This is a genomic window from Streptomyces sp. ITFR-6 (assembly GCF_031844725.1).
In the GTDB taxonomy this organism is placed as follows: Bacteria; Actinomycetota; Actinomycetes; order Streptomycetales; family Streptomycetaceae; genus Streptomyces.
The window spans coordinates 7,989,261-8,012,401 of the sequence record NZ_CP134612.1; the positions used below are offsets into that span (position 1 = coordinate 7,989,261).

Annotated in this window: 18 protein-coding genes and 3 pseudogenes; 5 read left to right on the forward strand and 16 right to left on the reverse strand. The window is 72.6% G+C overall.

Annotated features, from left to right (window positions below):
* Window positions 1–48: 48 nt before the first annotated feature.
* The 4 genes from RLT59_RS36140 to RLT59_RS36155 form a co-directional block, all read right to left on the reverse strand.
* Window positions 49–531 carry an SRPBCC family protein gene (locus RLT59_RS36140; RefSeq protein ID WP_311307293.1) on the reverse strand — a complete coding sequence of 161 codons (483 nt, stop codon included), beginning with the start codon at window positions 529–531 and terminating at the stop codon, window positions 49–51.
* A gap of 125 nt (window positions 532–656) precedes the next feature.
* Window positions 657–2,660, reverse strand: a complete 2,004-nt coding sequence (locus tag RLT59_RS36145) for a hypothetical protein (protein WP_311307294.1) — start codon at window positions 2,658–2,660, stop codon at window positions 657–659.
* Window positions 2,661–2,779: 119 nt separating this feature from the next.
* On the reverse strand, window positions 2,780–3,232 hold the full coding sequence (locus RLT59_RS36150) for an SRPBCC family protein (RefSeq protein WP_311307295.1): 453 nt from the start codon (window positions 3,230–3,232) through the stop codon (window positions 2,780–2,782).
* An 81-nt stretch (window positions 3,233–3,313) separates the two neighbouring features.
* Window positions 3,314–4,156, reverse strand: coding sequence for a DeoR/GlpR family DNA-binding transcription regulator (locus tag RLT59_RS36155; protein WP_311307296.1), 843 nt, complete (start codon window positions 4,154–4,156; stop codon window positions 3,314–3,316).
* A 184-nt stretch (window positions 4,157–4,340) separates the two neighbouring features.
* Here RLT59_RS36155 and RLT59_RS36160 point away from each other — a divergent pair, with 184 nt between their 5' ends.
* Window positions 4,341–6,716, forward strand: coding sequence for a hypothetical protein (locus tag RLT59_RS36160; RefSeq protein WP_311307297.1), 2,376 nt, complete (start codon window positions 4,341–4,343; stop codon window positions 6,714–6,716).
* Here RLT59_RS36160 and RLT59_RS36165 read toward each other — a convergent pair.
* The 6 genes and pseudogenes from RLT59_RS36165 to RLT59_RS36190 all read right to left on the reverse strand — a co-directional run.
* Window positions 6,676–9,108 (reverse strand): right-handed parallel beta-helix repeat-containing protein, encoded by a 2,433-nt coding sequence (locus RLT59_RS36165; protein WP_311307298.1) that lies wholly within the window; start codon window positions 9,106–9,108, stop codon window positions 6,676–6,678. The two genes, RLT59_RS36160 and RLT59_RS36165, sit on opposite strands and share 41 nt — an antisense overlap.
* Before the next feature lie 197 nt (window positions 9,109–9,305).
* Window positions 9,306–9,914, reverse strand: coding sequence for an Rv1733c family protein (locus tag RLT59_RS36170; RefSeq protein ID WP_311307299.1), 609 nt, complete (start codon window positions 9,912–9,914; stop codon window positions 9,306–9,308).
* A 358-nt stretch (window positions 9,915–10,272) separates the two neighbouring features.
* Window positions 10,273–10,749 (reverse strand): DUF6643 family protein, encoded by a 477-nt coding sequence (locus RLT59_RS36175; protein WP_311307300.1) that lies wholly within the window; start codon window positions 10,747–10,749, stop codon window positions 10,273–10,275.
* Between the two features lie 298 nt (window positions 10,750–11,047).
* On the reverse strand, window positions 11,048–11,422 hold the full coding sequence (locus tag RLT59_RS36180; RefSeq protein WP_311307301.1) for a RidA family protein: 375 nt from the start codon (window positions 11,420–11,422) through the stop codon (window positions 11,048–11,050).
* Window positions 11,423–11,464: 42 nt separating this feature from the next.
* The gene (locus RLT59_RS36185) at window positions 11,465–12,592 is read right to left on the reverse strand and encodes a mandelate racemase/muconate lactonizing enzyme family protein (RefSeq protein WP_311307302.1); all 1,128 of its coding nucleotides are present in this window, start codon (window positions 12,590–12,592) and stop codon (window positions 11,465–11,467) included.
* Window positions 12,593–12,633: 41 nt separating this feature from the next.
* Window positions 12,634–13,074: pseudogene (locus RLT59_RS36190) on the reverse strand (creatininase family protein); the annotation flags it as partial.
* On the opposite strand from RLT59_RS36190, the gene RLT59_RS36195 reads away from it, so the two are divergent.
* The 4 genes from RLT59_RS36195 (at window position 13,072) to RLT59_RS36210 (ending at window position 17,065) form a co-directional block, all read left to right on the forward strand.
* A complete protein-coding gene (locus RLT59_RS36195) occupies window positions 13,072–13,743 on the forward strand; it encodes an IclR family transcriptional regulator domain-containing protein (protein ID WP_311307303.1) in 672 nt (223 codons plus the stop codon). The pseudogene RLT59_RS36190 and the gene RLT59_RS36195 overlap by 3 nt on opposite strands.
* Window positions 13,740–14,780: a serine hydrolase domain-containing protein gene (locus RLT59_RS36200; protein WP_311307304.1), complete on the forward strand. Its 1,041-nt coding sequence runs from the start codon at window positions 13,740–13,742 to the stop codon at window positions 14,778–14,780. The genes RLT59_RS36195 and RLT59_RS36200 overlap by 4 nt, the downstream gene beginning before the upstream one ends.
* Window positions 14,781–14,902: 122 nt before the next feature.
* Entirely contained in the window at window positions 14,903–15,373 is a 471-nt protein-coding gene (locus tag RLT59_RS36205; RefSeq protein ID WP_311307305.1) for a MarR family winged helix-turn-helix transcriptional regulator, read from the forward strand.
* A 138-nt stretch (window positions 15,374–15,511) separates the two neighbouring features.
* Window positions 15,512–17,065, forward strand: a complete 1,554-nt coding sequence (locus RLT59_RS36210) for an MGH1-like glycoside hydrolase domain-containing protein (protein ID WP_311307306.1) — start codon at window positions 15,512–15,514, stop codon at window positions 17,063–17,065.
* 2 nt (window positions 17,066–17,067) lie between these two features.
* Here RLT59_RS36210 and RLT59_RS36215 read toward each other — a convergent pair whose 3' ends face one another.
* The 6 genes and pseudogenes from RLT59_RS36215 to RLT59_RS36240 all read right to left on the reverse strand — a co-directional run bounded on the left by RLT59_RS36215 (window position 17,068) and on the right by RLT59_RS36240 (window position 22,234).
* Window positions 17,068–18,603, reverse strand: a complete 1,536-nt coding sequence (locus RLT59_RS36215) for a purine-cytosine permease family protein (RefSeq protein WP_311307307.1) — start codon at window positions 18,601–18,603, stop codon at window positions 17,068–17,070.
* A gap of 57 nt (window positions 18,604–18,660) precedes the next feature.
* Window positions 18,661–19,431, reverse strand: a pseudogene (locus RLT59_RS36220) (ABC transporter substrate-binding protein); the annotation flags it as partial.
* Between the two features lie 15 nt (window positions 19,432–19,446).
* Window positions 19,447–20,166: an ABC transporter permease gene (locus tag RLT59_RS36225; RefSeq protein ID WP_311307308.1), complete on the reverse strand. Its 720-nt coding sequence runs from the start codon at window positions 20,164–20,166 to the stop codon at window positions 19,447–19,449.
* Window positions 20,167–20,172: 6 nt separating this feature from the next.
* Window positions 20,173–20,589 (reverse strand): ABC transporter permease family protein, encoded by a 417-nt coding sequence (locus tag RLT59_RS36230; RefSeq protein ID WP_311307309.1) that lies wholly within the window; start codon window positions 20,587–20,589, stop codon window positions 20,173–20,175.
* Window positions 20,586–21,578, reverse strand: a pseudogene (locus RLT59_RS36235) (ABC transporter ATP-binding protein). The gene RLT59_RS36230 and the pseudogene RLT59_RS36235 overlap by 4 nt, the downstream one beginning before the upstream one ends.
* Window positions 21,579–21,763: 185 nt before the next feature.
* Entirely contained in the window at window positions 21,764–22,234 is a 471-nt protein-coding gene (locus tag RLT59_RS36240) for a hypothetical protein (protein WP_311307310.1), read from the reverse strand.
* Between the last annotated feature and the right edge of the window lie 907 nt (window positions 22,235–23,141).

A 23,141-nucleotide genomic window follows, 5' to 3' on the forward strand; every position in this document is an offset into this window, starting at 1 on the left:
TCCGACGGAGGCCGTACCCGCCGTACTCCGGAGCCGCCGCCGCCCTCCTCAGGACCCGGCCGGTCCGGAGAGCCGCCGGCCGAGGTTGCGCACGGCGTCCCTGAACGACTTGCCCACCGCGGGCCGGGCCCGCCGCATCGCGAACCGGAACAGCGCGGAGCCGTCGGCGGTGAAGGTCCACCGTACCCGGGTGCCGGTACCGGCCGGGGTCAGCAGCCACTCCTCCACCAGGGCGTGCAGACCGGGGGCGTTGGAGTCGTCGATCCGGTAGGCGTACCGGCTGCCGGGCTCCGCGGCGACGATCGTCTCCCGGAACCTGATCCCGCCCCGGAGCCGCACCTCGCGGCCCGCGCCCGCGTCGACCGGCCGCGCCGACGTCAGCTGGGTGAACCAGCGGGGCCAGCCCTCGACGTCCTCGGCCAGAGCGCGGTACACGGCATCGGGCGGCGAGGCCACCTCGGCGGCGAAGACCAGTCGCAGCGGAGCGGACTCGACGAAGTCGAGGTCCACGGAGCGGAGTCGGCGGGTCATGGAACGCACCTCCCGTGCGGTCGGCGGCGGGCCGCCGCCACCATATCTGTCACACCGTCAGATGTTCCCTGTGGTACCTGTGCTGACCCGGCCCGATCCGGACCGCGGGCCGTACGCGGGCCGGGTCAGCGCACCGCCGTGAGTGAACCGCCCTCCGTGAGCCGGGCCTTCAGCTCCACCGGGGCGTCGCGCGGCGCCCGCACCGCGAGCGTCGTGCCGGAGGCCGATGCGCGGACCGCCCCGGTGGCCTGGATCCGGTCCACCGCACGGCTTCCCGCGGCCAGCACGTACCACCGCCCCGAGGGCGCCTTCCAGTGCGTGCCGCCCAGGACGTGCTGGCCGAACCGGCTGCACAGCGCCGTGTCCCGCTGGTCGCCCACCACGGTCGCCGGGGCGGCCTCCGACGGATCGGGTCCCAGGAACTGCACCAGCACGCGGCCGGGCCCCTGCCAGGTGTCGGCCCGGGTGCAGACCCACTGCGCCGGGGCGCCGCCCTCCGGGAGGCGCTGCTCGGCGAAGTCCCAGTTGTTGACCGCCCGCACACCGCCAACGCCCAGCGCACGCAGCGAGCACGCGGTGCGCGCCCAGCTCAGCAGTGCGGGGCCGCCCGTCGCCTCCCTGGGCTGCCGTGCGGGAGCGCCGCCGCCGGGTTTCGGCGTGAAAGTGAGGTGAACCGGAGCGAGATCGCCCAGGTCGGTGACGAGGAACGCGTGCTTCTCCACGATGCGCTCCGAGGACCGCAGCTGCATCACCGGCCAGGAGTCGCAGCCGCCCTCCAGCGACGGACGCGGGACGGCGGCCGTCACACCGTCCGCCCCCACCTTCAGCGCGCGTGCCGGAGTGTCCGGCCGCAGCAGATCGCGGGTCGTGGACTCGGCGATCCAGGGCGCCAGCAGAAAGCGGGCCCGGCCCCCGCCGCGGCTGACGACCACGGCCGCACCCGTCGTCACATCCGCGTCATCGGTCCGGGCGAAGTCCAGGGCCGGCGCCCCGGTCCCGGACAGCGGCTCCGCGTAGCGCACCACCCGTACCCCGCCGTCGTGCAACAGCACCACGGCGGCGCCGTCCACCTCACCGGCGTACAGCAGCCGGGGCGGCTGGGCGGGGGGCACCGCGAGCGCCCCAGGGGTGGTCGAGACCGCGGTTCCGCTCGGGGTACGGCCCCAGGCCGACAGCGCCCGGCCGAGCAGCGCCCGGTCATCGGTGCGGTCACCGCGGGCCGGCCACGCGGTGAAGTCGACGCGCGAGGTGTCCGCCCACTCCTCCGCCGCGGTACGCAGCAGCGCCGCCGGATCGAGAGCCGGGGCGAGCGTGCTCCCGGCGTCGGGGAGACGGACCGCCGAACCCTCCTCGGCCAGCGCGACCACACCGCCCGCCACCACGCACAGCGCGGCGACGCCCGCCACCACCCGCATCCGGTGCCGGCGTCGCAGTAGATCGCTCGGCCGGGTCTGGAGCACACACGGATCGAACTCGCCGGAACGCAGCAGCGCCTCGGCCCCCGCGCGGTCGCCGGCCCCGAGCCGCCTGGCCGCCCGTACCGCGCTCGCCGGGTCCCGTGCGTCCGCGCGGGCGAGCAGGGACTGCGCCTCCGGCTCGTCGAGCTCCTCCAGCAGCCGCAGCGCGAACGCCGCCCTGACGGCCGCCGACACCGTCGACAGCTCCTGGTCCAGCGCCAGTTCGGCCGCTCCGCCGGCCCGAGGGAAGAGCCGCAGGCCCCAGACGGCCGGGAGCGAGGGGCGCAGCGCGGCCGGTGCCGGCAGCCGCCCCGGCCACCACCGCGGCCGCCGCTCGTGGGCCAGCGCGGTGCGCAGTACACGTAACCGCATCCAGGCGTAGGCCGAGGTCACACCGTCGTCCGGAGCGGGGGCGGGGGAGGCGCCGCGGGTCTGTGCCGGAACCCGGGCGGGTGCCGGAGCCTCCGGCGCCTTACCCGCCCCGGGCAGCGCACGCTGCACACAGGCGTGGGCGGCCAGCACCCGGCGATGCCGGCCGAGGGCGGGCGGCAGCACCAGATAGGCGAGCCGGACGAGACGCGGGTAGTGCTCCACGAGCGCGGCCTCGGCCTGCGGGACGCCGGGGCGTTCGCTGCTGCCGGAGGACCGCTGCTGCGGTTGGTGGATCGGCATGAATTCGATGCTTCCTGAGCCGTAGGCGGAAACCGTCACACCGACAAACGACTCGATCGTGTGACGGTCACATCACCTGCTCAGGGCACCCGTCAGCACCGTAGGGATCCGGCCACCGGTCACTGACAGCCCTGCGCCGGCCGGTCGAGCATCGAGTCGAGCACCCGGCCGAAGATCCGCCGCCCCGCCCCGGAGATCAGCGGATCGCCCCACCTCGGCAGCAGCCGCACGCTCAGCTCCTCCACCCACACCACATGGGAGCCGGAATGAGTGGGGTACACATCGATCGACGCCCGGCCCAGCACCACCCGGCCACGCTTCTCCAGACGGCACATCCCCGCCCGGCTGCCGGACGGCGGTGACCACCGGACCACTTCCATCGGATCGTCGAACGCCAGCGGACCGATTCCGGTGCGAGCCACGAAGACCGTCCCGGCCCGGGTCGCCGTCCCCGCGGGCACCGTGATCGTGGTCAGCGGGACCTGCGCGGCATGCCGTTCCCAGTCCGTCACCCGGCGCCAGGACTCGGCTGCGGGCAGTGGGGTGAAACGCTCGATCCGGAAAACGGCCACCACATGATCCTAGGCGGCGCCCGGCCTCCCGCGAGCTGAGCGGAATCCGGGACTCACCGCAAGGCCGGGCCGGACGGCCGCTCAGCCCCGGGCGGGCCCGCCGTCGGCGTCCCGGCCCGCGACCACCAGACCGGGCAGGTGCTCCTCGATCTCCTCGCGGACCTCGTCCGACAGGCCCGCGTCCGTGACGAACGTGTTCACCTGCTCCAGCGTGGCGAACGAACTCAGCCCCACCGTGCCCCACTTGGTGTGGTCCGCGACCACCACCACGCGCCGCGCCGACTGCACGAAACGGCGATTCGTCTCGGCCTCGGCCAGATTCGGGGTGGACAGGCCGGCCTCGACCGAGATGCCGTGCACCCCGAGGAAGAGCACATCGAAGTGGAGCGAGACGATCGCCTGGTCCGCGACCGGGCCGACCAGCGAATCGGACGGCGTCCGCACCCCGCCCGTGAGCACCACGGTCGCGGCACCCGGCCGGGCACCGGGCGCCCCCGGACGCTGCGCGGCGTGGAACACATCGGCGACCCGCACCGAGTTGGTCACCACCGTGAGGTCCGGCACGTCCAGCAGGTGCTGGGCGAGCGCGTAGGTCGTGGTGCCGCCGGACAGCGCGATCGCACTGCCGGGCACGGCCATCGCGGCGGCGGCCCGCGCGATGTCCTCCTTGGCGGTCAGCTCCAGCGTCGACTTCGCCTCGAACCCGGGCTCGTGCGTACTCGCCTCGACCACCGGTACGGCGCCGCCGTGCACCTTCTCGATGACACCCTGACGGGCCAGCGCGTCAAGATCCCGGCGGACGGTCATGTCGGACACGCTCAGCTTGCGGGTCAGCTCATTGACCCTGACCCCGCCTCGCCTGCGCACCTCGTCGAGGATCAGCGCGCGCCGCTGCTCCGCGAGCAGATTCTGATTCTCGCTCAACGCCGGGTCCGGTCCTTCCCTGTGGCCGTGCAGGAGTCCGTTCGGACGGGGCTCATCCTGCCACGCGGTGTCGCGGGCCGCCGCACTGGGGAGATTTCGTGAGAGCGGCACGGACACCGCCGCCCGGCCGCGACTCTGGTGACCGGCCATCAGCCGCCATCCCCCTCCGAGAGCGAGTCACCCAGTGCCACCTCCCACCCAGGCCGCCCGGAGCACCGGGCCAGCGCTGGAACTGCTGGTCCACGGTGTGGGCGGAACCACGCCCCAGGAGATGCTCGTCGACCCGCGTACGGTCCGCGTCACCGGCGACCCCACCGCCGCCATCTACCGGCGTTCCGGCGACATCGACGCGGAGCGGCACCCCGAACGGTACCGGGACCGGCCCATCCCCGAGGCCTACTGCTGGTCCAACCTCACCTCCGGCAACGGCTCCCGTGCGCTGTGGCTCCTGCTGCTCCCGTTCATGGTGATCAACCTCGCCCACTGGATGCGCCCGGCCGCCACCGGCCGCCCCCGCACCGTCCGGCTCTACGGGGCGCTGGTCCGGCTGGTCGCGCTGAGCCTCACCGTCCTGCTGACCGCCGCGGCCTGCGAGGTCGCGCTCGACCTGACCGCCTGGCAGTGCGCCGGGGTGGCCGCCTGTTCCGACCAGCGTTCCTGGCTGGGCTTCCTCTCCGCCGCCCAGGGCGGCTGGTGGTCCCAGCCGGGCCGCCGGCTCGCCCTCGCGGCCCTGGTGCCCACCGCGCTGGTGGGACTGCTCTGGTACCTGTCCAACCGCACCTGGAGCGCCTACGAGTCCCAGCGCCCGCTGACCGGCACCGTCCCCGACGACGATGACAGCGCCGGGACCGTCCCGGCCGAGCCCCTGCGGCCCGCGCTCGGGCGCCCCGGATTCTGGTTCGGGCGCCGGCTCGTCGCCCGGCTGCGCGCCGCCCACACCGCCGCCGGGTTCCTGACCGTCACCGCCTCCGTCGCGGGCGCCGCGGCCCGGCACGACCGGGCCGCGGCGGGTTCGGTCCCCGCGGTGTACGGCCGGGTCATCGAGGCGCTGCTCGTCCTCGGGGGGCTCGTGGTGCTCTGGGTCGTCTGCCGGCGCGGCCGCAGCGAACGGCGCCTCGACAACCGGCTCGACCGTGCCGTCACCACCTGCCTGCCGGGGTTCGCGCTGACCCTGCTCGTCCTCGCCTCCGTGCACGCCGCCTGGTCCCGCCCCGGCTGGGCCTCCTCCGGCACCCTCCCCGGCGACGTCACCTTCCCCGTCGTCACCCTCGCCCAGGGCGCCTTCGTCGTCGCACTGGCCGCGGTGGCGTGGCGCCTGTACCGGTGCGGCCCCGAGCCGCGCACCGTGATGCGGGGCCTCGGCGGCCCCTCGGTCGCGATGCTCGCCTGCGCGCTCGGCGGCGTGATGACCGGCGGGGTGGCCCAGCGGGTGGCCGACTGGCTCGACGGTCCCGGCAGCCCCGGCATGGGCCGCAGCGCCGTCATAGACGGGCCGCCGGTCCTGCTCAGCTGGCAGGCCTCCGTCATCCCCGTGCTGCTGGTGCTGCTCCTGCTCCCCGGCGCGGCCCTCGGCGTACGGACCTACCTCGCCGCCCGCCGCCTGGAGCCCGCGGTCGACGCGGAGTACGAGGAGCGGCGGCCTGACCCCGCCCGTACCAAGCAGATCGCCCGGACCCGGGCCACGGCCGCGCTCACCGACTCCGCGCCCGGCATCGTCGGCCTGGTCTCCGGCGCCTCCCTGCTGCTGGGCGCCGGGGCGGTCGGCGGGGCCTGGGCGAGCGGGCAGGTGCCGGGGCTCGCGATGGACGGCAGCAGCCCCTTCGTCGAATCGGTGGCAGAGGCGGCGCAGTCGACCGGCTCCTGGATGATCGGCTTCGGCTTCCTGGTCTTCGTCGCCTGCGGCCGGCGCGCCTACCGGGACGCCTCCGCCCGGCGCACCATCGGCATCCTCTGGGACGTCGGTACGTTCTGGCCGCGCGCCGCCCATCCCTTCGCGCCGCCGTGCTACGCCGAGCGCGCCGTCCCCGACCTGGCCTCACGCATGTCCGGCTGGACGGCGAGTACCCGCGGCCGGCTCGTCATCTCCGGCCACTCCCAGGGCAGCGTCCTGGCCGCGTCGGCTGTCTGGCAGCTGCCCGCCGGGACCCGCCGCAGGGTCGCCCTGCTCACCTACGGTTCACCGATCGAGCGGCTCTACGGGCGCTGGTTCCCCGCCTACTTCGGCCCCGCCCAACTGCACGGACTGCACCGCTCCGTGCACTGTTGGCGCAACCTGTGGCGGGCCACCGACCCGATCGGCGGCGAGATCCGGCTCGGCGAGGAGTCCGGGCCGGAGGTGGACCGGGGGCCGCTGAAGGACCCGCTGGTCTACGGACGCACCTTGGAGCACCCGCTGCCCGAGCCGGTGCTGGGCCACTCCGACTACCAGGCCGACCCGGTCTTCGCCCAGGAACGGGCCGCGCTCCTGGAACGGCTGACCCCGCTCCTGCCCCAGCAGGCCGACGAGCCCCGCCAGGAGCTCAGGGAAGCTCCGGGAGGTCCTCCGGGTACAGCAGGGTGAGGTCGTCCGTGCTCGTTTCCGCGAGCTGGGCGACCCGGCCCGCGTGCCGCTCCACCATCGACTCGAAGGTCTGGCGGGCCGTGCGGCCGTTGCCGAACGCGGGCCCCTTGGGCAGCTCGGTGAAGTACTTCAGCAGCGCCTCGTCGGTCCCGGAGGCCAGGCTGTACTCCTGTTCCTCCGTCTGCTGCTCGACGATCCGCAGCAGCTCGCGCGGCTCGTAGTCGCTGAAGATGATCGTCCGTGAGAAACGGGACGCCACACCGGGGTTGACGGTGAGGAACCGCTCCATCTCGTGGGTGTAACCGGCGACGATGACGACCACCGCGTCCCGGTGGTCCTCCATCAGCTTCACGAGCGTGTCGATCGCCTCGCGGCCGAAGTCCCGCCCGGAGTCCTCGGGGGACAGGGCGTATGCCTCGTCGACGAACAGCACCCCGCCGCGCGCCCGGTCGAACGCCTCCTGGGTCCGGATGGCGGTCGAGCCGATGTGCTCGCCGACCAGATCGACCCGGGACACCTCGACCAGATGGCCCCGCTCCAGCACGCCGAGGGCGGCCAGGATCTCGCCGTACAGCCGGGCCACCGTCGTCTTGCCGGTGCCGGGGGAACCGGTGAAGACGAGGTGGCGGCGGACAGAGGCGGCCTTCAGACCGGCCTGCTGGCGTCGTCGCCCCACCTCGATCATGTCGGTGAGGGCGCGCACCTCGCGCTTGACGCTGTCGAGCCCGACCAGCGTGTCCAGCTCGCCCAGGACCGCCGCGGAGGTGCGCACCGGCTGGGCCGGGGGCTCCACGGCGACGGGCTCGACGGCGCGCGACGCCGGGACCGCCCCGAGCAGTCCGGGCGTCGTCTGGGTCGCGGTCAGGACGGCCGGCGGCGGGGGAGTGGCGGTGCGCAGCGCGCTCTCGTCGCTGCTGCAGTCCTCCACGACCGGGCCTGTGCCCGATCCGTCGCTCTGGGCGCCGCCCTCCGGGAACTCGTAACCCCCGCGGGCACAGCGCTCGGTACGGCAGCGGGTCAGCGTCGTACGGCAGCCGTCCATCACGTGGAAGCCGTAGCCCTCGCTGCCGGTGACCCGGCAGCCGTGGAAGGTGCCGCGGCCCTCGGCCGACACGTAGAAGCCGGCCTCCGCGGGTGAGGTGACCGTGCAGCGCTCGATCGTGGGATCGGCGCCCTTGGTGACGATCACCCCTGTCTGGGCGGCATCGATGGTGCAGTTGTTCAGGGTGCCGCCGCTCCCGTGGTCGCGGAACCAGGCGCCGGTGGACGTCTCACGGATCCGGCAGTCGTCGAGCTGTGCCGTCGCCCCGTCACTCACCGAGACCGCCGTGTTGCGGATCTGGGAGAGATCGCTGTCCACGACGTCGGCGCGCGAGCCCCGGTCGAGTACGAAGATGGCGTCCGGCACGTCGTGGACGCGGCAGGAGTCCAGTATCACCGTCGCACCGTCGCTGACCCAGACCGCCGGGTAGTCGCCCGTACTGTCGTGGATCTCGCACTGGTCGGCGTCGACCCGGGTGCCCGGGTCCCAGACCGAGAGCCCGTTGCGGCCGAACCGGCGCACCGTGGAGCGGGTCAGGGTGAGGACCGAGCGCGAACGCAGGTCCACCGCGTTCTCCGGGATGTCGTGGATGTCGCAGTCGGCCAGCGTGAGCACCGCGTCGGTGTCGAGGGTGACCCCGTCCGCGGAGGTGCGGTGGACGGTGCAGTCGGTGAGGTGGGCCGAGGCGCGGGCGGCCACCTGTATGCCGCTGCCCTTGATCTCGTAGATCTCGCAGCCGACCGCCTCAAGACCGCTGCCCTCACCCGTGACGGACAGCCCCGCCCCCGAGGAGTGGTGGATGCGGCAGCGCTCCAGCCGGGGATGCGCGCCGTCGCGCACCGAGACGCCGGACTGACCGGCCGAGACGATCTCGCACTCCTCGAACACGCCGCCCGCGCCGTCGAGTACGGCGATGCCGACGCCGGCCGGATTGTCGACGGTGCAGCGGCGCACGGTGGGCCGGGCCGCGCCGCGCACCTCAAGGCCGGCGGCGGACCGGGTCACGATCCGCAGGTCCGCGAGTTCCGGGGCGCCTTCCTCGATCAGCAGGGCGGGGGCCGTCGAGTCCTGGCCCTCGACATGGAGATCCTGGACGACGGCGGAGGCGCGCAGCGTCAGCGGTACGCCGTCCACGGGGGCGATCCGGACGGACCCGAGGGAGCCCTCCGGCCCGCGCAGCGTCACCGCGCGGGCGATGACGAGGTTCTCCCGGTAGGTGCCCGGCGCGACGGTGAGCACATCACCGTCCGCCGCCGCTTCCAGCGCCGCGGTGAGGGAGGCGTATTCGCCAGTGCGGCGCCGCCACCGCGATGTGCCGGTGTGCGTCACCTGGACCGTGCCCTGTGCCATGGCGCTGACGTGCCCCCGCCTCGTGCGTGTGTGATGCCCTGGTCACCGGCCTCGCGGCAGTGACCACCCAGAGTCCGCCCTGCCGAAGTGAGAGGCGGGCCGGTCCACCGTAGCGCGCGCGGAGGGCGGGAGTTGACCTGATGGGCAGCCTCGCGCTGCCGTGACGGGCAAAGCCTGCCGGGCGGGACGGACCCGGCTCAGATGCCGGTACCGGTCCTGCCCCAGTCCGGACCGGCCTTGGCCCAGGCCCGGTCGAGCCGCTCGTACCGCTGCCGGACCATGCGCCAGACGATCAGCCGGCGTCCGGCCTCGATCAGCAGGGCGGCGAGCATCGTGGCACCGAGCCCGGCGAGCACGGCGTGGGTGTGTGCCGTCGGCGCGTCCATGGGGCGCAGGGTGGGATGCCCCTCGGGGTCGGTCCAGATTCTGATCCGGGCCCCCGGAGCGGTGTCGCGCGAGGAGGTCGTCACCGTGGCGCTGCGGGCCGTGCCGTCCGGTGCGTGCCAGCGGGCCAGCACCGTGGTCATGGCCGCGCGGTCGGTGGAGCTCTCCGGGTCGGCGGCGAAGCGCCGTGAAGCCGTGGAGCGGCGCACCATGACGGCGGTGGTGAGATGGGTCCGCGTCTGCTGGGCCCGCACGGATTCCTGCAACGCGCTGTCGACGCGTGAACCGGACAGCCAGCCGGACGCCGGCGCCGCGAGCACGAGCAGCACGAACGCGACCAGGGCCACCCACGCCTCGTGCCGGTCCGTGGCACGGCGCAGAGGGTTGTGCCGCCAACGCCAGACTCCCCAAAGTGCCCGCACAGTCCTGCACCCCCTTCCGTATCCGTCTTAACCCGATACGGTGCGGTCCGCGCGCCGGAGCGACCGGGAGAGAGCAACCTCACCCCGCCCAACGCACCGGCCCGCTCCGGGAGTTCCCGTCGATGGGGGACGGTTCGTCACGGGCATCCGGCGGGAGCCGCCGTCGAGTCCCCATGGCTCGACCGCACTCTCGCCGGCCGCCGGTGCCGTCGGCACTTTGGACGGGCGGCTGTGGACGGCACGGGGTACGGCAGGGCGCATGCGCCCATTCTGCCAGCAGCCGCCGACAGCACGCCGCCTGCGCCGCGTTACCCCTTCAGGACGCCCTCGACGTCCCCAGGTCCCGGTACCGCGGGCCCTAGTACCCCCGGCCCTGGTACGGGCGGTTGTACGGGTCCTCGTACGGCGACTGAGCGGGAACCGGACGCGGCGACGCCGGGCGCATCGACTCGTAGCCGGTGCCCGGCGCGGGCCGCGGCTGCTGCTGTTGCGGCGGCGACTGGTAGCCGCCCCGGCTCGCGGCCGGCTGCTGCGGGATGTACGGCGCCGGGGCGTGCTGCAAGTGGGCCGGCTGCATCGGCGCGTAGCCCTGCTGCGCGGCCGGCTGCGGGTAGCCGTACGACGGAGCCGGCTGGGAAGGCGCCGACGGAAGGGCGGGCAGAGCCGACGGGAGCGCCGGCAGATAGCTGCTGCCGGTGTCGTAGGCGGCAGGCACTCGGATCGGCGCGATCTGAGGGGTGCCCCGCTCCGCGACGAGGGAGTCGTAGATCGGAGTGTCGGGGAACGACGGCGCGGCGTAGTAGCCACCACCGTAGGTGGAGCGAGGGGAGGTCATGCCACCTAAGTTAAGCCCACGATGTGCCGATTGGGGAGTCCCAATCTTGCGGTTATCCGTTTTACGCGGATTCTGCCGTCCTGACCTGCCAGAACAATGTTAAAGCCTTCGTTAACAGAGGGGGCTTTTCAGTGGGAGGTTCCGCAGGACGTGAATAGGGCTTGGCCGAATCGGGATTAGTGAGCCGGCCGCTTGCCTAAGGGAGTTCGGCGGCAGGATGGCATGAACCACTCAGAGACAGGGAGGGGCCGCCGCCGAGGACGGCCCCGCTCCCTCCCTGTCTCTCCTCGGCGTCCGGTCAGGCGGCCGGGTCGCGCCGCAGTGCCGCCACGTCGATCTCCACGAGGATGTCCATCAGCTCCGAGCCGACGGTGGTGCGCACCGGGCGCGGATCGCTGAAGTGCTCCCGGTAGACCTCGTCGTACGCCGCGAAGTCCCGGTGCAGGTGCTGGAGGTGGACCGTCGTCTTCACCACGTCGTCCAGGTCGAGTCCGTCCGCCCGGAGCAGGGCGCGCAGGTTCGCCAGGACCTGGCGGGTCTGTTCCTGGACGGTGTCGGCCACCGCCCCGGTGTCCGGGTCCTGGGGACCCAGGCCCGAGGTGAACAGATACGGACCGGCGGCGATCGCCTTGCTGTAGCCGCCGGCCGGCGGAGGCGTGCGGTCGCTGTGCACGGCGCGCTTGACGGGGGGCCGAGGCGGGCCGGGGAGCGGTACTCATCGGGTCAGGTCCCCCTCGCGCTCGTTGACGCCCGCGTAGTGGCGCAGCTTGTCCTCGTCGACGATGACGCCCAGCCCGGGTCCGTCCGGCACCTGCAGCCGGCCGTTCTCCAGCGTCAGCGGCTCGATGATGTCGTCCGCGTGCAGGTAGTACATGGAGTCGATGGCGCGCGACAGCACCGGCGTGGAGGCAACCACCGCGAGGTGCGCCGCCGTCGCGATGCCGAGCTCGCCACCGCTGTGCAGGTTCATGCCGAGCCCGAACGTCTCGCAGTGCGCGGCCAGTGCCTTCGTCGGGGCGATGCCGCCCCACTTGTACACGTCACCGTGGATCACGTCGACGGCGTTCAGCCGCATCGCCGGCGCGAAGTCCTCGAAGCGCACCACGCACATGTTGGTGCACAGCGGGATACGGACCTTCTGCCGGACCTGGCTCATGCCCTCGATCCCGACACACGGGTCCTCCAGGTACTCCGGGTCCAGCTCCTCCAGGGCGATGCCGGCCCGGACCGAGTCCGGCACCGACCAGGCCGCGTTCGGGTCGACGCGCAGGTTCACGTCCGGCAGCGCCTCGCGCACGGCACGCAGGATGGCGACGTCGCCCTCCACGTCCTTGGTGCCCTTGAGCTTCACGGCCGTGAATCCGCCCTCCGCCACCACCCGCACGGTGTGGTCGGCCAGCGCGCCCGGCAGCTCCGAGGGGAGGGCGCCGGGCGCGTCGGCACGCGTGATCAGCGCGGTCAGCGGCACCTCGTCGCGGACCCGGCCGCCCAGCAGGTCGGTCACCGACTGGCCGGTGGCCTTGCCCATGGCGTCCCAGCAGGCGACGTCGAGCGCGGCGAGCGCCGCGTAGCCGAGGTAGCCGTAGAAGAACGGCACCATGTGGTGGCGGTGGTGGAAGGACTCCAGGGCGAACGGGCTCGTCCCGATCAGGTCCGCCGCGAGGTCGCGGACGATCGCGGCGACGGGCTTGCCCCACATCGTCTCGCCCCACCCCTCGACGCCGGAGTCGGTCCTGATGCGCACCACGGTGCGCGTCTCCCCGGTCTTCGTCTCGAACGAGCTGGTGAACGGGTTGACCAGGGGAAGGTTGACGACCTGGACGTCGACCTCGGTGATCTTCATGGGGTGCGGGTTCCTCTCGGTGGGGGCAGCTCGTGGGCGGGTCACGCGGTGGGGCGGGTGGCGGCGTCGAAGGCGAGTACCGCGCGCGCCAGGCCGAGGGCCCGGCGCTTCAGCAGTCGGGCCCCGCTCCCCGCGTCGGCTCCGGACGCGTCGTCGGTGGAGCCGCCCACCCGCTCCCACTCGCCGTGCCGCTCCACGGTCAGACCGGGGTAGGGCGGCTTGTCGAACAGCGGCGGCGGGTCGACGGGCTCGCGGCCGGCCCGCTCCGTCCGCACCAGCTCGGGCCGGGCGGCCAGCATCAGCGAGGTCTCGAACCAGCCGGCGTGCCCGGGGATCAGCACGCTGTCCCCGTCCCCCTCGGGGCCCTCCCCGGGCTCCCCGGTGTCGGTGAGCGTCCAGTACGAGCAGGCCGCCGCGGTCACCTCGGCGCGCAGCGCGAACCGCTTGACGCCCGCCACACGGGCCTCGCCAAACCCACCGTGCACCGCCTGCTGCGCGCTCTCGCGGCCAGTGGCTACGCCGAACCGGCCGCGGGCGGCAGCTACCGCCCCGGGCCCCGCCTCCTCGGACTCGCCGCGGGCGTCCTCGCCGACGACGCGGCTACCCGCCGGGCCGGCCCCGTCCTGGAGGAACTCCGCGTCCGCACCGGCCTGTTCGCCTCCCACGCGGTGCGCGACGACAGGGCCCTGGTCCACCTGCGCGTCCACGCGCCCGCCCATGGGCCCGCCCTCGACCTGCGCCCCGGAACGCGTGAGTCCGTCACCGCGGGCGCCGCTGGGCTCGCCCTGCTGGCGGCCCTTCCCGGCGAGGACGCCGAAGCCCTGCTGACCGGCCCGGACGGCGTTCCCGCCGACGAGGCGACACGCACCGCGCTGGCCGCCGCCGCCCGCGACGGCTATGCCTTCGACAGCGCCGACCCCTGGCGGGACCGCCGCGCGCTCGCCGCCCCGGTCCGCGACGCCGCGGACCGTCCGGTGGGCGTGCTCGTCCTCACCGGCCTCGCCTTCACCTTCGACGAGGCGGCCGCGCACCTGTACGGGCCGATGGTGCGCTCCGCAGCGGCCGCGGTCTCCGCGGGCCTGGCCGCACAACCGGGAGCGCGGCTCGGCCTGGTGGCGGAGCCGTACCAGGGGACGGGACGGAACCGATGAGCACTCAGCACACCACCGCACGCCGGCACCTCCTCGAACAGGGGCGGGCGCGCGGCCTGTACTCCGGCGCCGCCTGGTCCCTGGGGGACGCGGACGGGCCGTACGACCGGGGCTGGACCGGCACCCGGGCCGACGGTGGGGCCCCGCTGGACGGCACCGACCTGTGGGACCTCGCCTCGGTGACCAAGCCGATCGTGGGCCTCGTCGTCATGGCACTCGTCGAGCGGGGCGTACTCGGCCTCGACGACACCGTGGGCCACCACCTGGACCGGTACCGCGACAGCCCGCACGCCGCCCGCACCCTCGCCCAACTCCTCGACCACACCTCGGGACTGCCCGGCGGCGTCCCCCTCTACCGCGAGCACCCCACCCGCGAATCGCTGCTCACCGCGCTCGGGACACTGGAGCGCACCGCCGGACCCGGCACGCACGTTGCGTACTCGTCCCAGGGGTTCATGCTGCTCGGCCTGATCGCGGAACAGGCCACGGGCCGGGGCCTGGACGCGCTGGTGACGGAGTTCGTCAGCACGCCGCTCGGACTCACGGACCTGTGCTTCCGGCCCGGCCCCGGACGGCGGGCCCGTGCGGTGGCCACCGAGGACTGCCCCTGGCGCGGCCGGATCGTGACCGGCGAGGTGCACGACGAGAACGCCGTCGTGCTCGGCGGCGTCGCGGGCCACGCCGGTCTCTTCGCCACCCTCACCGACCTGGAACGGCTCGCGCGCTCCCTGCTCGGCGGCGGCCCGGCGCTGCTCGCACCGGACACCCTCGCGCTGATGACCGCACCCCGCACCGACCACCTGAACCTGCGCCGCGCCCTGGCCTGGCAGGGGACGGATCCGCACACGTCACCGGTGGGCGACACCTTCGGGCCCGCCTCGTACGGGCACACCGGATTCACCGGCACCAGCCTGTGGATCGACCCGGAGGTGGCGCGTTACGCGATCCTGCTGACCAACCGCGTCCACCCGGACCGGGCGGAACGCGGATTCGTGGCTCTGCGACGGGAGTTCCACAGGGTTCCCGTCCGTCCCTGACCGCCGGCCGGCCGGTGTGCGCCGGTCTCCGCGCGTTCACGGCTCAGTCCGCCCGCCGCGTTCACGGCGACGCATCGTTGGCGATACATCGGTAGTGATGGGTCTGGCGTAGGGTGCGGGCCATGAGTTCCTCGACGACCCCGGTCCAGCTGTTCCTCCTCGGCCGGACCCTCATGAAGATCGGGGAGGAGGCGCTTCCCGAGCTGCCGCCGGGTGCCGACACCCACCGGGCCGGCACCCGCGCCGCCCTCGTCGTACTGAGCGACCTCCTCGGCCACCCGGACACCTCGGTGAGCGCGATCGCGGTGCGTACGGGTCTGCCTCAGAGCCAGGTGTCCGGAGCCGTGGCCCGGTTGAAGGACGCGGGTTCGATCGTGACCGCACCCGATCCGGCCGACGGCAGAAGGCAGTTGATCCGCCCGGCGCCCCGCACGTCGGAGCGGGTGTCAGAGGTCCGGGCGTCCCGTATCGACGACGCGCTGGCCACCGCACTCGGCACGGACGACCCCGAGCGGCTGCGCGAGGTCGCGGAGGCCGTCGACGTGCTCGCCCGGCATCTCACCCCGGAGGCGGCGGGCCGCCTGCGGGCGTGAGGCGGTCCGGGAAGCCGGGGCCGGACGGGGCCAGGCCCTGAGTAGCAGCCTTCCCGCACCTCATTGACAGCGCTTTCCGCGGTGGGCGAGTATCCGTCCCGAACACCTCTGACAACGTTGTCCAGGGCGGGAGATCTCATGCAATCGCACGAGCGCCAGGGTGGACTTCCACGACGGCGGCTGCTCCAGGCGGGCGCCGTACTCGGTCTGGCCGCCGCCCAGGTGGCCAACGCGTCGCCCGGTCACGCGGCCGCGCGCACGGCGGCCGGGCCGCCCGGCATCGAGTTCGGCGGCGGACAGGACCAACTCCTGGGCGCCGCCTACCGGTCCGCGTGCCACAACCTGCTGGACATCAACACCGTCCCGTACGACCCGGCGGAGTACAACCAGACCGGTCTGATGACGGACTCACCCGGTACGTTCATCCGGGCGGGCGGCGGATACGAGCAGCCGTGGACCCGCGACGCGTCGGTCAACTCCTGGAACGCCGCCAGCCTTCTGACGCCGCAGGTGGCACGCAACACCCTGTGGGCGGTGTGCCGTCGGCAGGACGACGGCACGCTGATCGTGCAGCAGGACAACCAGTGGTGGGACCAGATCGTGTGGGCGGTCGCGGCCTGGCACCACTACCTCGTCACCGGGGACCGCGCGTTCCTCACCGATGCCTTCCAGAGCGCCGTCAACACCCTGCGGGCCGACCGCGCTCAGCACCACAACGAACGCTACGGGCTCTTCGGGGGCCCCGCGTTCCTCCAGGACGGCATCGCCGGCTACCCCGCCCCGCCCGCAGATCCGGACAACCCCTCCTCGTTCGTGCTCGACCACCCGGGCACGGACAAGATGATGTGCCTGTCCACCAACTGCCTCTTCCACGCCGGGTATCTCGCCACCGCCGCGATGGCGCAGGAGATCGGCGACCGGCGCACCGCGCGGGAGTTCCGGCTGGCCGCCGCTCGGCTGCGCACCGCGATCAACGCCCACCTCTGGCGGCCCGCCGCCGGAACCTACGGCTACTTCATCCACGGCGAGGGCGAGCGGGCCGGCCGGCTGGAGACGTATGAGGAGGCCAACGGCCTCGCCTTCGCGGTGCTGTGCGGGGTGGCCTCGGAGAGCCAGGCGCGTACGGTCCTGGACCGCACCCATCACGAACCGCACGGCGTGGTCAACGTATGGCCGCACTTCGCACGCTTCGACGACCAGCATCCCGGCCGCCACAATGCGATCGTGTGGCCGATGACGGTCGGGATGTGGGGGCACGCGGCCGCGGCCGGCGGCCGGACGGACCTGCTGGCCCGCGCGGTCACGGACATCGCCACCCTCGAACACCGGGACGGCCACTTCTGGGAGATCCACAACGCACTCACCGGCGAGGTGGACGGCGGCTGGCAGAACGCGCGCCAGTGGGGCTCGGAACCGGACCAGACCTGGTCCGCGACGGGCTACCTGCGCCTCATCCACCAGGGCGTGTTCGGCATCCGGCACGAGCGGGACGGGATCCGGTTCGCCCCGAACCTGCCGCCCGGCTGGGGTCCGGTGACCCTGCACGGCCTGCCCTACCGCGGCATGACCCTGGACATCACCCTCACCGGCTCCGGCCGCCGGGTGGTCTCGTCCACCGTCGACGGACACCACCGCACCACGGTCCCCGCCGGCCTCCGGGGGCGGCGCCGGGTGCGGATCGAACTGCGCTGACTTCACGCGGTCCGGTTTCCGGGCGCAGCGCCCCTGCCGCAGTTCATGCGGAGCCTGACGCTCGTGCCGCACCGACTGGGCCGGCAGCCGCGCAGAGACCGTCCCCGTGATCGCCCGACGCCGCGGGACCGCTGCCACCGGGGAGGCGCCATGGTGTACCGCGTCACCCCGGGGATATGGGACGTGTCCCGGCGGGCCAGCAGCCAGTACAGGGCCGCCGGGATCACCAGGCCCACGATCCAGGAGATGTCCGCGCCGCCCAGCGGATCCACCAGCGGCCCCGTGTAGAAGTTCGTCGCGAGGAACGGGAGCTGGGCGAGGACGCCCGCCCCGTAGACCGTGAGGGCGTCCCAGCGCCATGCCCCGTAGCGGCCCCCGGGGTCGGAGAGCGCCGGAATGTCGTACCGCTCCCGCGAGATCAGGTAGTAGTCGACCAGGTTGATCGCGGACCACGGCGTGAAGAACGTCAGCAGGAACAGCGGGAAGTCCTTGAAGGACGTCAGGAAGCTGTCCTTGCCCAGGAGCGCCACCGCCGTTCCCGCCACCATGATCACCGCGATGTAGACGGCCCTGCCGCGCTGCGAGAGCGTCTTCTGGCCCCGGAATCCGCTGACGCCGGTCACCATCGACATGAAACCGCCGTACGTGTTCAGCACGTTGATGGTCAGCTTGCCGAACGCGATCACGAAGTACAGGAACGACGCGATCAGGCCCGCACCGCCCAGGCCGACCACGTATCCGACCTGGTTGGAGAGGAAGGCGTCCCCCGCGCTCGCCGCCACCAGCACCCCGAACGTCATCGACCACTGCGAGCCGACGGCCGACCCCGACAGGGTCCACCAGAACGTGGCCCGGCCGGACGTCGCGCGCGGCAGATAGCGCGAGTAGTCCGCGACGTACGGCCCGAAGGCGAGCTGCCAGGACGCCGAGAGCGACACCGCGAGCAGGAACATCGGCAGACCGAAGTGCGCGTCGCCGAGCAGTGCCGACAGGTCCACGCGGTCCAGGAGCCGGATACCCAGGTAGATGAACGCCAGCGCGCAGACCACGCTCGCCACCCGCCCCAGGGCGTGGATCACCCGGTAGCCGACCGCCGCCACCACCCCGGTGACCAGCGCGAAGACGATGATGCCGGTGGTGTCGTTCGGGTGCGTCAGCTCGGCCGTGGCCTGTCCGGCGAGGACGCTGCCGCTCGCGAAGAATCCCACGTACATCAGGACGACCAGGAGGAGGGGGACGACCGCGCCGCGCACCCCGAACTGGGCGCGGGACTGGATCATCTGCGGCAGACCGAGCTTCGGTCCCTGCGCGGAGTGCAGGGCCATGACGGCGCCGCCGAGCAGATTGCCCAGCAGGAGGCCGGCCAGCGACCACACCACGTCGCCGCCGAAGACGACGGCGAGCGCGCCGGTGACGACCGCGGTGATCTGGAGGTTCGCGCCGAGCCAGAGGGTGAACTGACTGAACGCGGTTCCGTGCCGTTCGCCGTCCGGGACGACGTCGATGGAGCGCCGCTCCACCAGGTCTTCAGCTGCCATGACTCGGTTCCCCGGCCTCTCGTTGATGTGTCCCGCCGTGCGGTCCGGCGGTGGGTGCTACTTGATTCCGTGCCGCGCCGCCCAGTCGCCCGCGACGTCCTCCGGGTCCTTCTTGTCCTTGTCCACCAGCCGGTTCAGCTCGGTGAGGTCCTCGGTCGTCAGCGCGTTGCCGAGCCGGGCGAGCGCCTTGCGGACCGTCGAGTCGGCCTTGCGGTCCGCGATGAGCGGGACGACGTGCCGGCCCGGGACCAGGTTCTTGGGGTCGGTGAGCACGACCCAGTGCTCGGCCGCGATGTCGGTGTCGGTGGTGAAGAGGTTCGCGACGTCCACGTCCCCCTTCTTCAGGGCGCCCTTGACCAGCGGCCCCGAGGAGTCGAGGGACTTGAACTCCTCGAACTCCACGCCGTACACGTCCTTGAGGCCCACCGCGCCGACCGCGCGCTTCTTGACCTCTGGCGCCGCGCCGATGACGAGCTTGCCGTTGTGCCGGGCGAGGTCCGCGAGCGACTTGAGACCGTACTCGGCGGCGGTCTCCCGGGTGACGACGAACGCGTCGGAGCCCTCGGCGCGCCCGTACGGCAGGATCTGCAGTCCGGCGGGCAGCGCCACGGCGAGGGCGTTCTGCATCTCGCCCTCCTCCGCGGCCGTCGACTTGGTGTCGAGGTAGTGCAGCAGGGCGCCCTGGTACTCGGGCAGGAGATCGATGTCGCCGCCCTTGAGGGCCGGGATGAGGATCTCGCGGGTGCCGAGGTTGGGGCGGACCTTGGTCTTCACACCGGCCGCTCCGAGCGCGGCGGCGTACAGGTACCCGAGGACCTGGTTCTCGGAGGAGGTTTCTGCGGTTCATCGTGTGTGCTCCTGGGCCGACTTGGCGGGGTGGGAGGGGGTGTCTCCCATGCCCTTGAGGCGATGGGGGCGGAAGAGGACGCGTTGCAGGGTGGAGAGCGCGAGGTCCAGGACGACGGCGACGACCGCCACGAGCACGGCTCCGCCCAGTACCTGTACGAGGTCGCGCTGGGCGAGCCCGTCGAAGACGTACCGGCCGAGCCCGCCGAAGGAGACGTACGCGGCGATGGCGGCGGTCGCGACGACCTGGGTGAGGGCGAGTCTGAGCCCGGTCATGATCAGCGGCATCGCGAGGGGCAGTTCCACCTGGAGGAGCACTTGGTGCCAGCGCATCCCCTGGCCGCGCGCGGCGTCCCTGACCTCCGGGTCCACGGCGGTCATCCCGGCGTAGGTGTTGGTGACGATGGAGGGCACGGCGAGCGCCACGAGGGCGATGTAGACCGGCCACATCGAGAGGCCGCCGGCGAGGAAGACCAGCACGACGAGTCCGACCGTGGGCAGTGCGCGCCCGAAGCTGGAGAGGTTGATCGCGAGGAAGGCGCCGCGCCCGGTGTGCCCGATGAGCAGGCCGACCGGCAGCGCGATCGCGGCGGCGATCAGGGTGGCGAGAGTTGAGTACTGGAGGTGTTCCACGAGGCGGTGCCCGATGCCGTCGGGACCGGTCCACTGCTCACCGCTGACCAGCCAGGCGCCGAGGTTCCTGAAGAGTTCGTACATGAGCGCTCATGCCCCCTGCTTCTGCCGGCGGGTCCATGGAGTCAGGACGTACTGGAGGGCGACGAGCACCGCGTCCGCGACGACCGCGAGGAGCAGGGTCAGGACGACGCCGACGATGACGGGGGTGGGGAAGTTGCGCTGGAAGCCGTCCGTGAAGAGCTGGCCCAGCCCGCCGTCCCCGATGTACGTGGCCACGGAGACCAGCGAGATGGCCATGACCGTCGCGATCCGCACGTCCGCCATGATCACCGGAAGGGCGAGGAGCAGTCCGCGCAGCCGGCGCACCCGGTGTGCGAGTACGGCCAGCGGGAGCGATACGACCAGGCCCAGGAGTACGGCGGTGAGGGCGGCCTGGAGGTGGGAGACGGCCAGGGTGGTGAGATCACCGGAGTGGTCGGATATCCACGACCAGTCGATGCTCATGCGCCCACCGTGCTCGCCGCGCTGTGGACGCGCCCCGCGTGGTCGTGGATGTCCTCGCGGGACGTCACACCCGTGAGAGCGCCCTCCGCGTCGACCCGGGCGACCAGTCCGCTCGGCGCGGCGATCGATTCGTTGAGGGCCGCGAGGAGCGAGTCCGTGTCGCGCAGCGGCCGGACCGGGGTCTCCGCCTCGCTCTCGGTGTCGCGCCACGTCAAGGGCTTGCGGGCGGCGTCGAGGGTCAGCTGCCAGCGGGTGCCCTTGGGGGCGGGGCCCTGGGTGACCTCCGTCAGCGCGGTCAGCGACAGCAGCTTCAGACCGCGCTCCGCGCCGAGGAAGTCCGCGACGAACGCGTCCGCGGGGCGGGCCAGCAGCTCGGCGGGGCCGGCGCACTGGACGAGATGGCCGCCGGTACGGAAGACGGCTATGCGGTCCCCGAGCCGGACGGCCTCGTCTATGTCGTGCGTGACGAAGACGATGGTCTTGTTCAACTCCCGCTGGAGACGCAGTAGGTCATCCTGGAGCTAGGTGCGCACCACGGGGTCGACGGCGCCGAACGGCTCGTCCATCAGGAGTACCGGCGGGTCTGCGGCGAGTGCCCGCGCCACGCCGACCCGTTACTGCTGGCCGCCGGAGAGCTGGTGCGGGTAGCGCTTCCCGGCGTCGGCGGAGAGGCCCACCGTCTCCAGGGGTTCCGCCGCCCGCGCCCGCGCCTTCTTCCGGCCCCAGCCGAGCAGCAGCGGCACGGTCGCGATGTTGTCGAGGACCGTGCGGTGGGGGAAGAGCCCGGACTGCTGGATCACGTAGCCGATGGAGCGGCGCAGCTCGGCGGCGTCCTGCTCCAGGACGTCCTTGCCGTTGACCCTGATCGTCCCGGAGGTCGGATCGACCATCCGGTTGATCATGCGGAGCGTTGTCGTCTTGCCGCAACCGGAAGATCCGACGAGGACGGTCACGCCGCCTTCCGGCATCTCAAGCGTGAGGTCGTGCACCGCGGTTGTGCCGTTCGGGAAGCGCTTGTTGACCGTGTTGAGAGCCGCCGCTGAAGATGAGACTTGACGTGCCCTCCGACCTGACCACTGTCAATTTGATAAATATCTAATCGAGGCCATTCTGGGGCATGGGAAATGAGAGTGGAGCTGACCAGGGGGTTCTCTCGTGTGAGCTCAGATCGCCATCACGCCGCCGCTGTTGTCGTGGACGATGGTCTGCCACTCCAGCACCGGGCAAGCCGCGACCAGCAACGTGTCCAGCCCATCCACGCCAGCCGCGGCGACGCGGCCCATTGCGCGTCGTGGACGGGGAAGTTGCCCTGCAGCGCGTCGCAGTGACCGCAGCCGTTGGACAACTGCCGCTCGTGCATGGTCCTGCTGTAGCGGCTCTTGACGGTCGCGGCCAGAGCCGCGTGGCCGTGATGCTGGAGCAGCCGCCGCACCAGCGTCATCGTCTTGGCGTTGTCCGTGGTGAACAGCCCGACGTAGCCGCGAGCGGGACGCTGCGGGTAAAGGCCGCTCAGACACACCGTGTCCTTTCCGCAGGACCAGCATGCCCGGCTCAGCGTGAGGACGCGCAGGGTCACGGTGGTTGCGCTGCCGGGCGACGGCACCGTCGGCAACTCGATGGCCTCCGGGTCGAAGTCGTCGGCCATAGCACGCTCATCCACGTACCGGCAGGTCGCGCACCGCACTTCCCGGCCTCCGTCGAGGCCCTTGCCGAGAAACCCGCCGCCCGCCGACACCCACACCGAGCACGACGCGCACCCGCCCGCGAACCGATTCTTCACGCCACTCCCTTCCGGCTACGCTTCCGCACCGACTCCATTCGAGGGGCCATTTTTTGCCCCGGTCCGATGTGCCGACGGACGATCCCCTGGTGGGGCAGACGGCCCGGCTGCCGTCGGTCCGGCGCGCGTTTGTTATCTGTCAGCGAGCAGCGTTCAGTAACCGACGGCGCCTGATCACTCTATTCCGCCACCGCTCGCGGGTGCGCTCTTCCCCGTCGATCCACCGTGCCCGCGCGGCCTGTTCGGGGAGCGGGAGGCCGGCCATGAAGTGTGCGATGTCGACGTAGTACGTGCAGTCGCCGCTCTGCGTGAGCTCGCGCAGGTGGGCGATGCCGGCCGCGAGATCGTTGGGTGCGTCGAGGACGGCGTAGTGGAAGCACAGGGCCAGTTGGAGCTTGGCCGCGGCGTAGGAGACGCCGGAGACGCCGATCGCGGCGAGAAGGACAGCAGCCCGCCCCGGCAGGTCTGTGGCGAGCCCGGCATCGCGTACGAGGGCGGCGATGCGTGCGGTCAGCTCGGTGGAGCGCAGACTGAGGCGCGCCAGCAGCCAGGTAGGCGGCTGCCGCGCGGTCCATGTCTCCCTACACCCACCACGCGTCGCCCAGCACCCGCTGGTGACGCCCCGGCCAGCCCAGTCGCCCGGCGGCCTCCACGGTCGCAGGAAAGTCTCCCGACAGCCGGCTGAGGGCGGCAGGTGAGGCGGGCGATCGGCCAGGACGGTTTATGACGGTGCCGTTTCCGTCCACCGGCCAGGTCTTTCGCTGCTCCGAGG

What these genes read in the sequence shown, in the direction of transcription:
- RLT59_RS36140 (WP_311307293.1), bottom strand. Translation starts at nt 531, where the DNA reads ATGACCCGCCGACTCCGCTCCGTGGACCTCGACTTCGTCGAGTCCGCT.
- RLT59_RS36145 (WP_311307294.1), bottom strand. Translation starts at nt 2,660, where the DNA reads ATGCCGATCCACCAACCGCAGCAGCGGTCCTCCGGCAGCAGCGAACGC.
- RLT59_RS36165 (WP_311307298.1), bottom strand. Translation starts at nt 9,108, where the DNA reads ATGGCACAGGGCACGGTCCAGGTGACGCACACCGGCACATCGCGGTGG.
- RLT59_RS36175 (WP_311307300.1), bottom strand. Translation starts at nt 10,749, where the DNA reads ATGACCTCCCCTCGCTCCACCTACGGTGGTGGCTACTACGCCGCGCCG.
- RLT59_RS36185 (WP_311307302.1), bottom strand. Translation starts at nt 12,592, where the DNA reads ATGAAGATCACCGAGGTCGACGTCCAGGTCGTCAACCTTCCCCTGGTC.
- RLT59_RS36200 (WP_311307304.1), top strand. Translation starts at nt 13,740, where the DNA reads ATGAGCACTCAGCACACCACCGCACGCCGGCACCTCCTCGAACAGGGG.
- RLT59_RS36205 (WP_311307305.1), top strand. Translation starts at nt 14,903, where the DNA reads ATGAGTTCCTCGACGACCCCGGTCCAGCTGTTCCTCCTCGGCCGGACC.
- RLT59_RS36210 (WP_311307306.1), top strand. Translation starts at nt 15,512, where the DNA reads ATGCAATCGCACGAGCGCCAGGGTGGACTTCCACGACGGCGGCTGCTC.
- RLT59_RS36215 (WP_311307307.1), bottom strand. Translation starts at nt 18,603, where the DNA reads ATGGCAGCTGAAGACCTGGTGGAGCGGCGCTCCATCGACGTCGTCCCG.
- RLT59_RS36225 (WP_311307308.1), bottom strand. Translation starts at nt 20,166, where the DNA reads ATGTACGAACTCTTCAGGAACCTCGGCGCCTGGCTGGTCAGCGGTGAG.
- RLT59_RS36230 (WP_311307309.1), bottom strand. Translation starts at nt 20,589, where the DNA reads ATGAGCATCGACTGGTCGTGGATATCCGACCACTCCGGTGATCTCACC.
- RLT59_RS36240 (WP_311307310.1), bottom strand. Translation starts at nt 22,234, where the DNA reads ATGGCCGACGACTTCGACCCGGAGGCCATCGAGTTGCCGACGGTGCCG.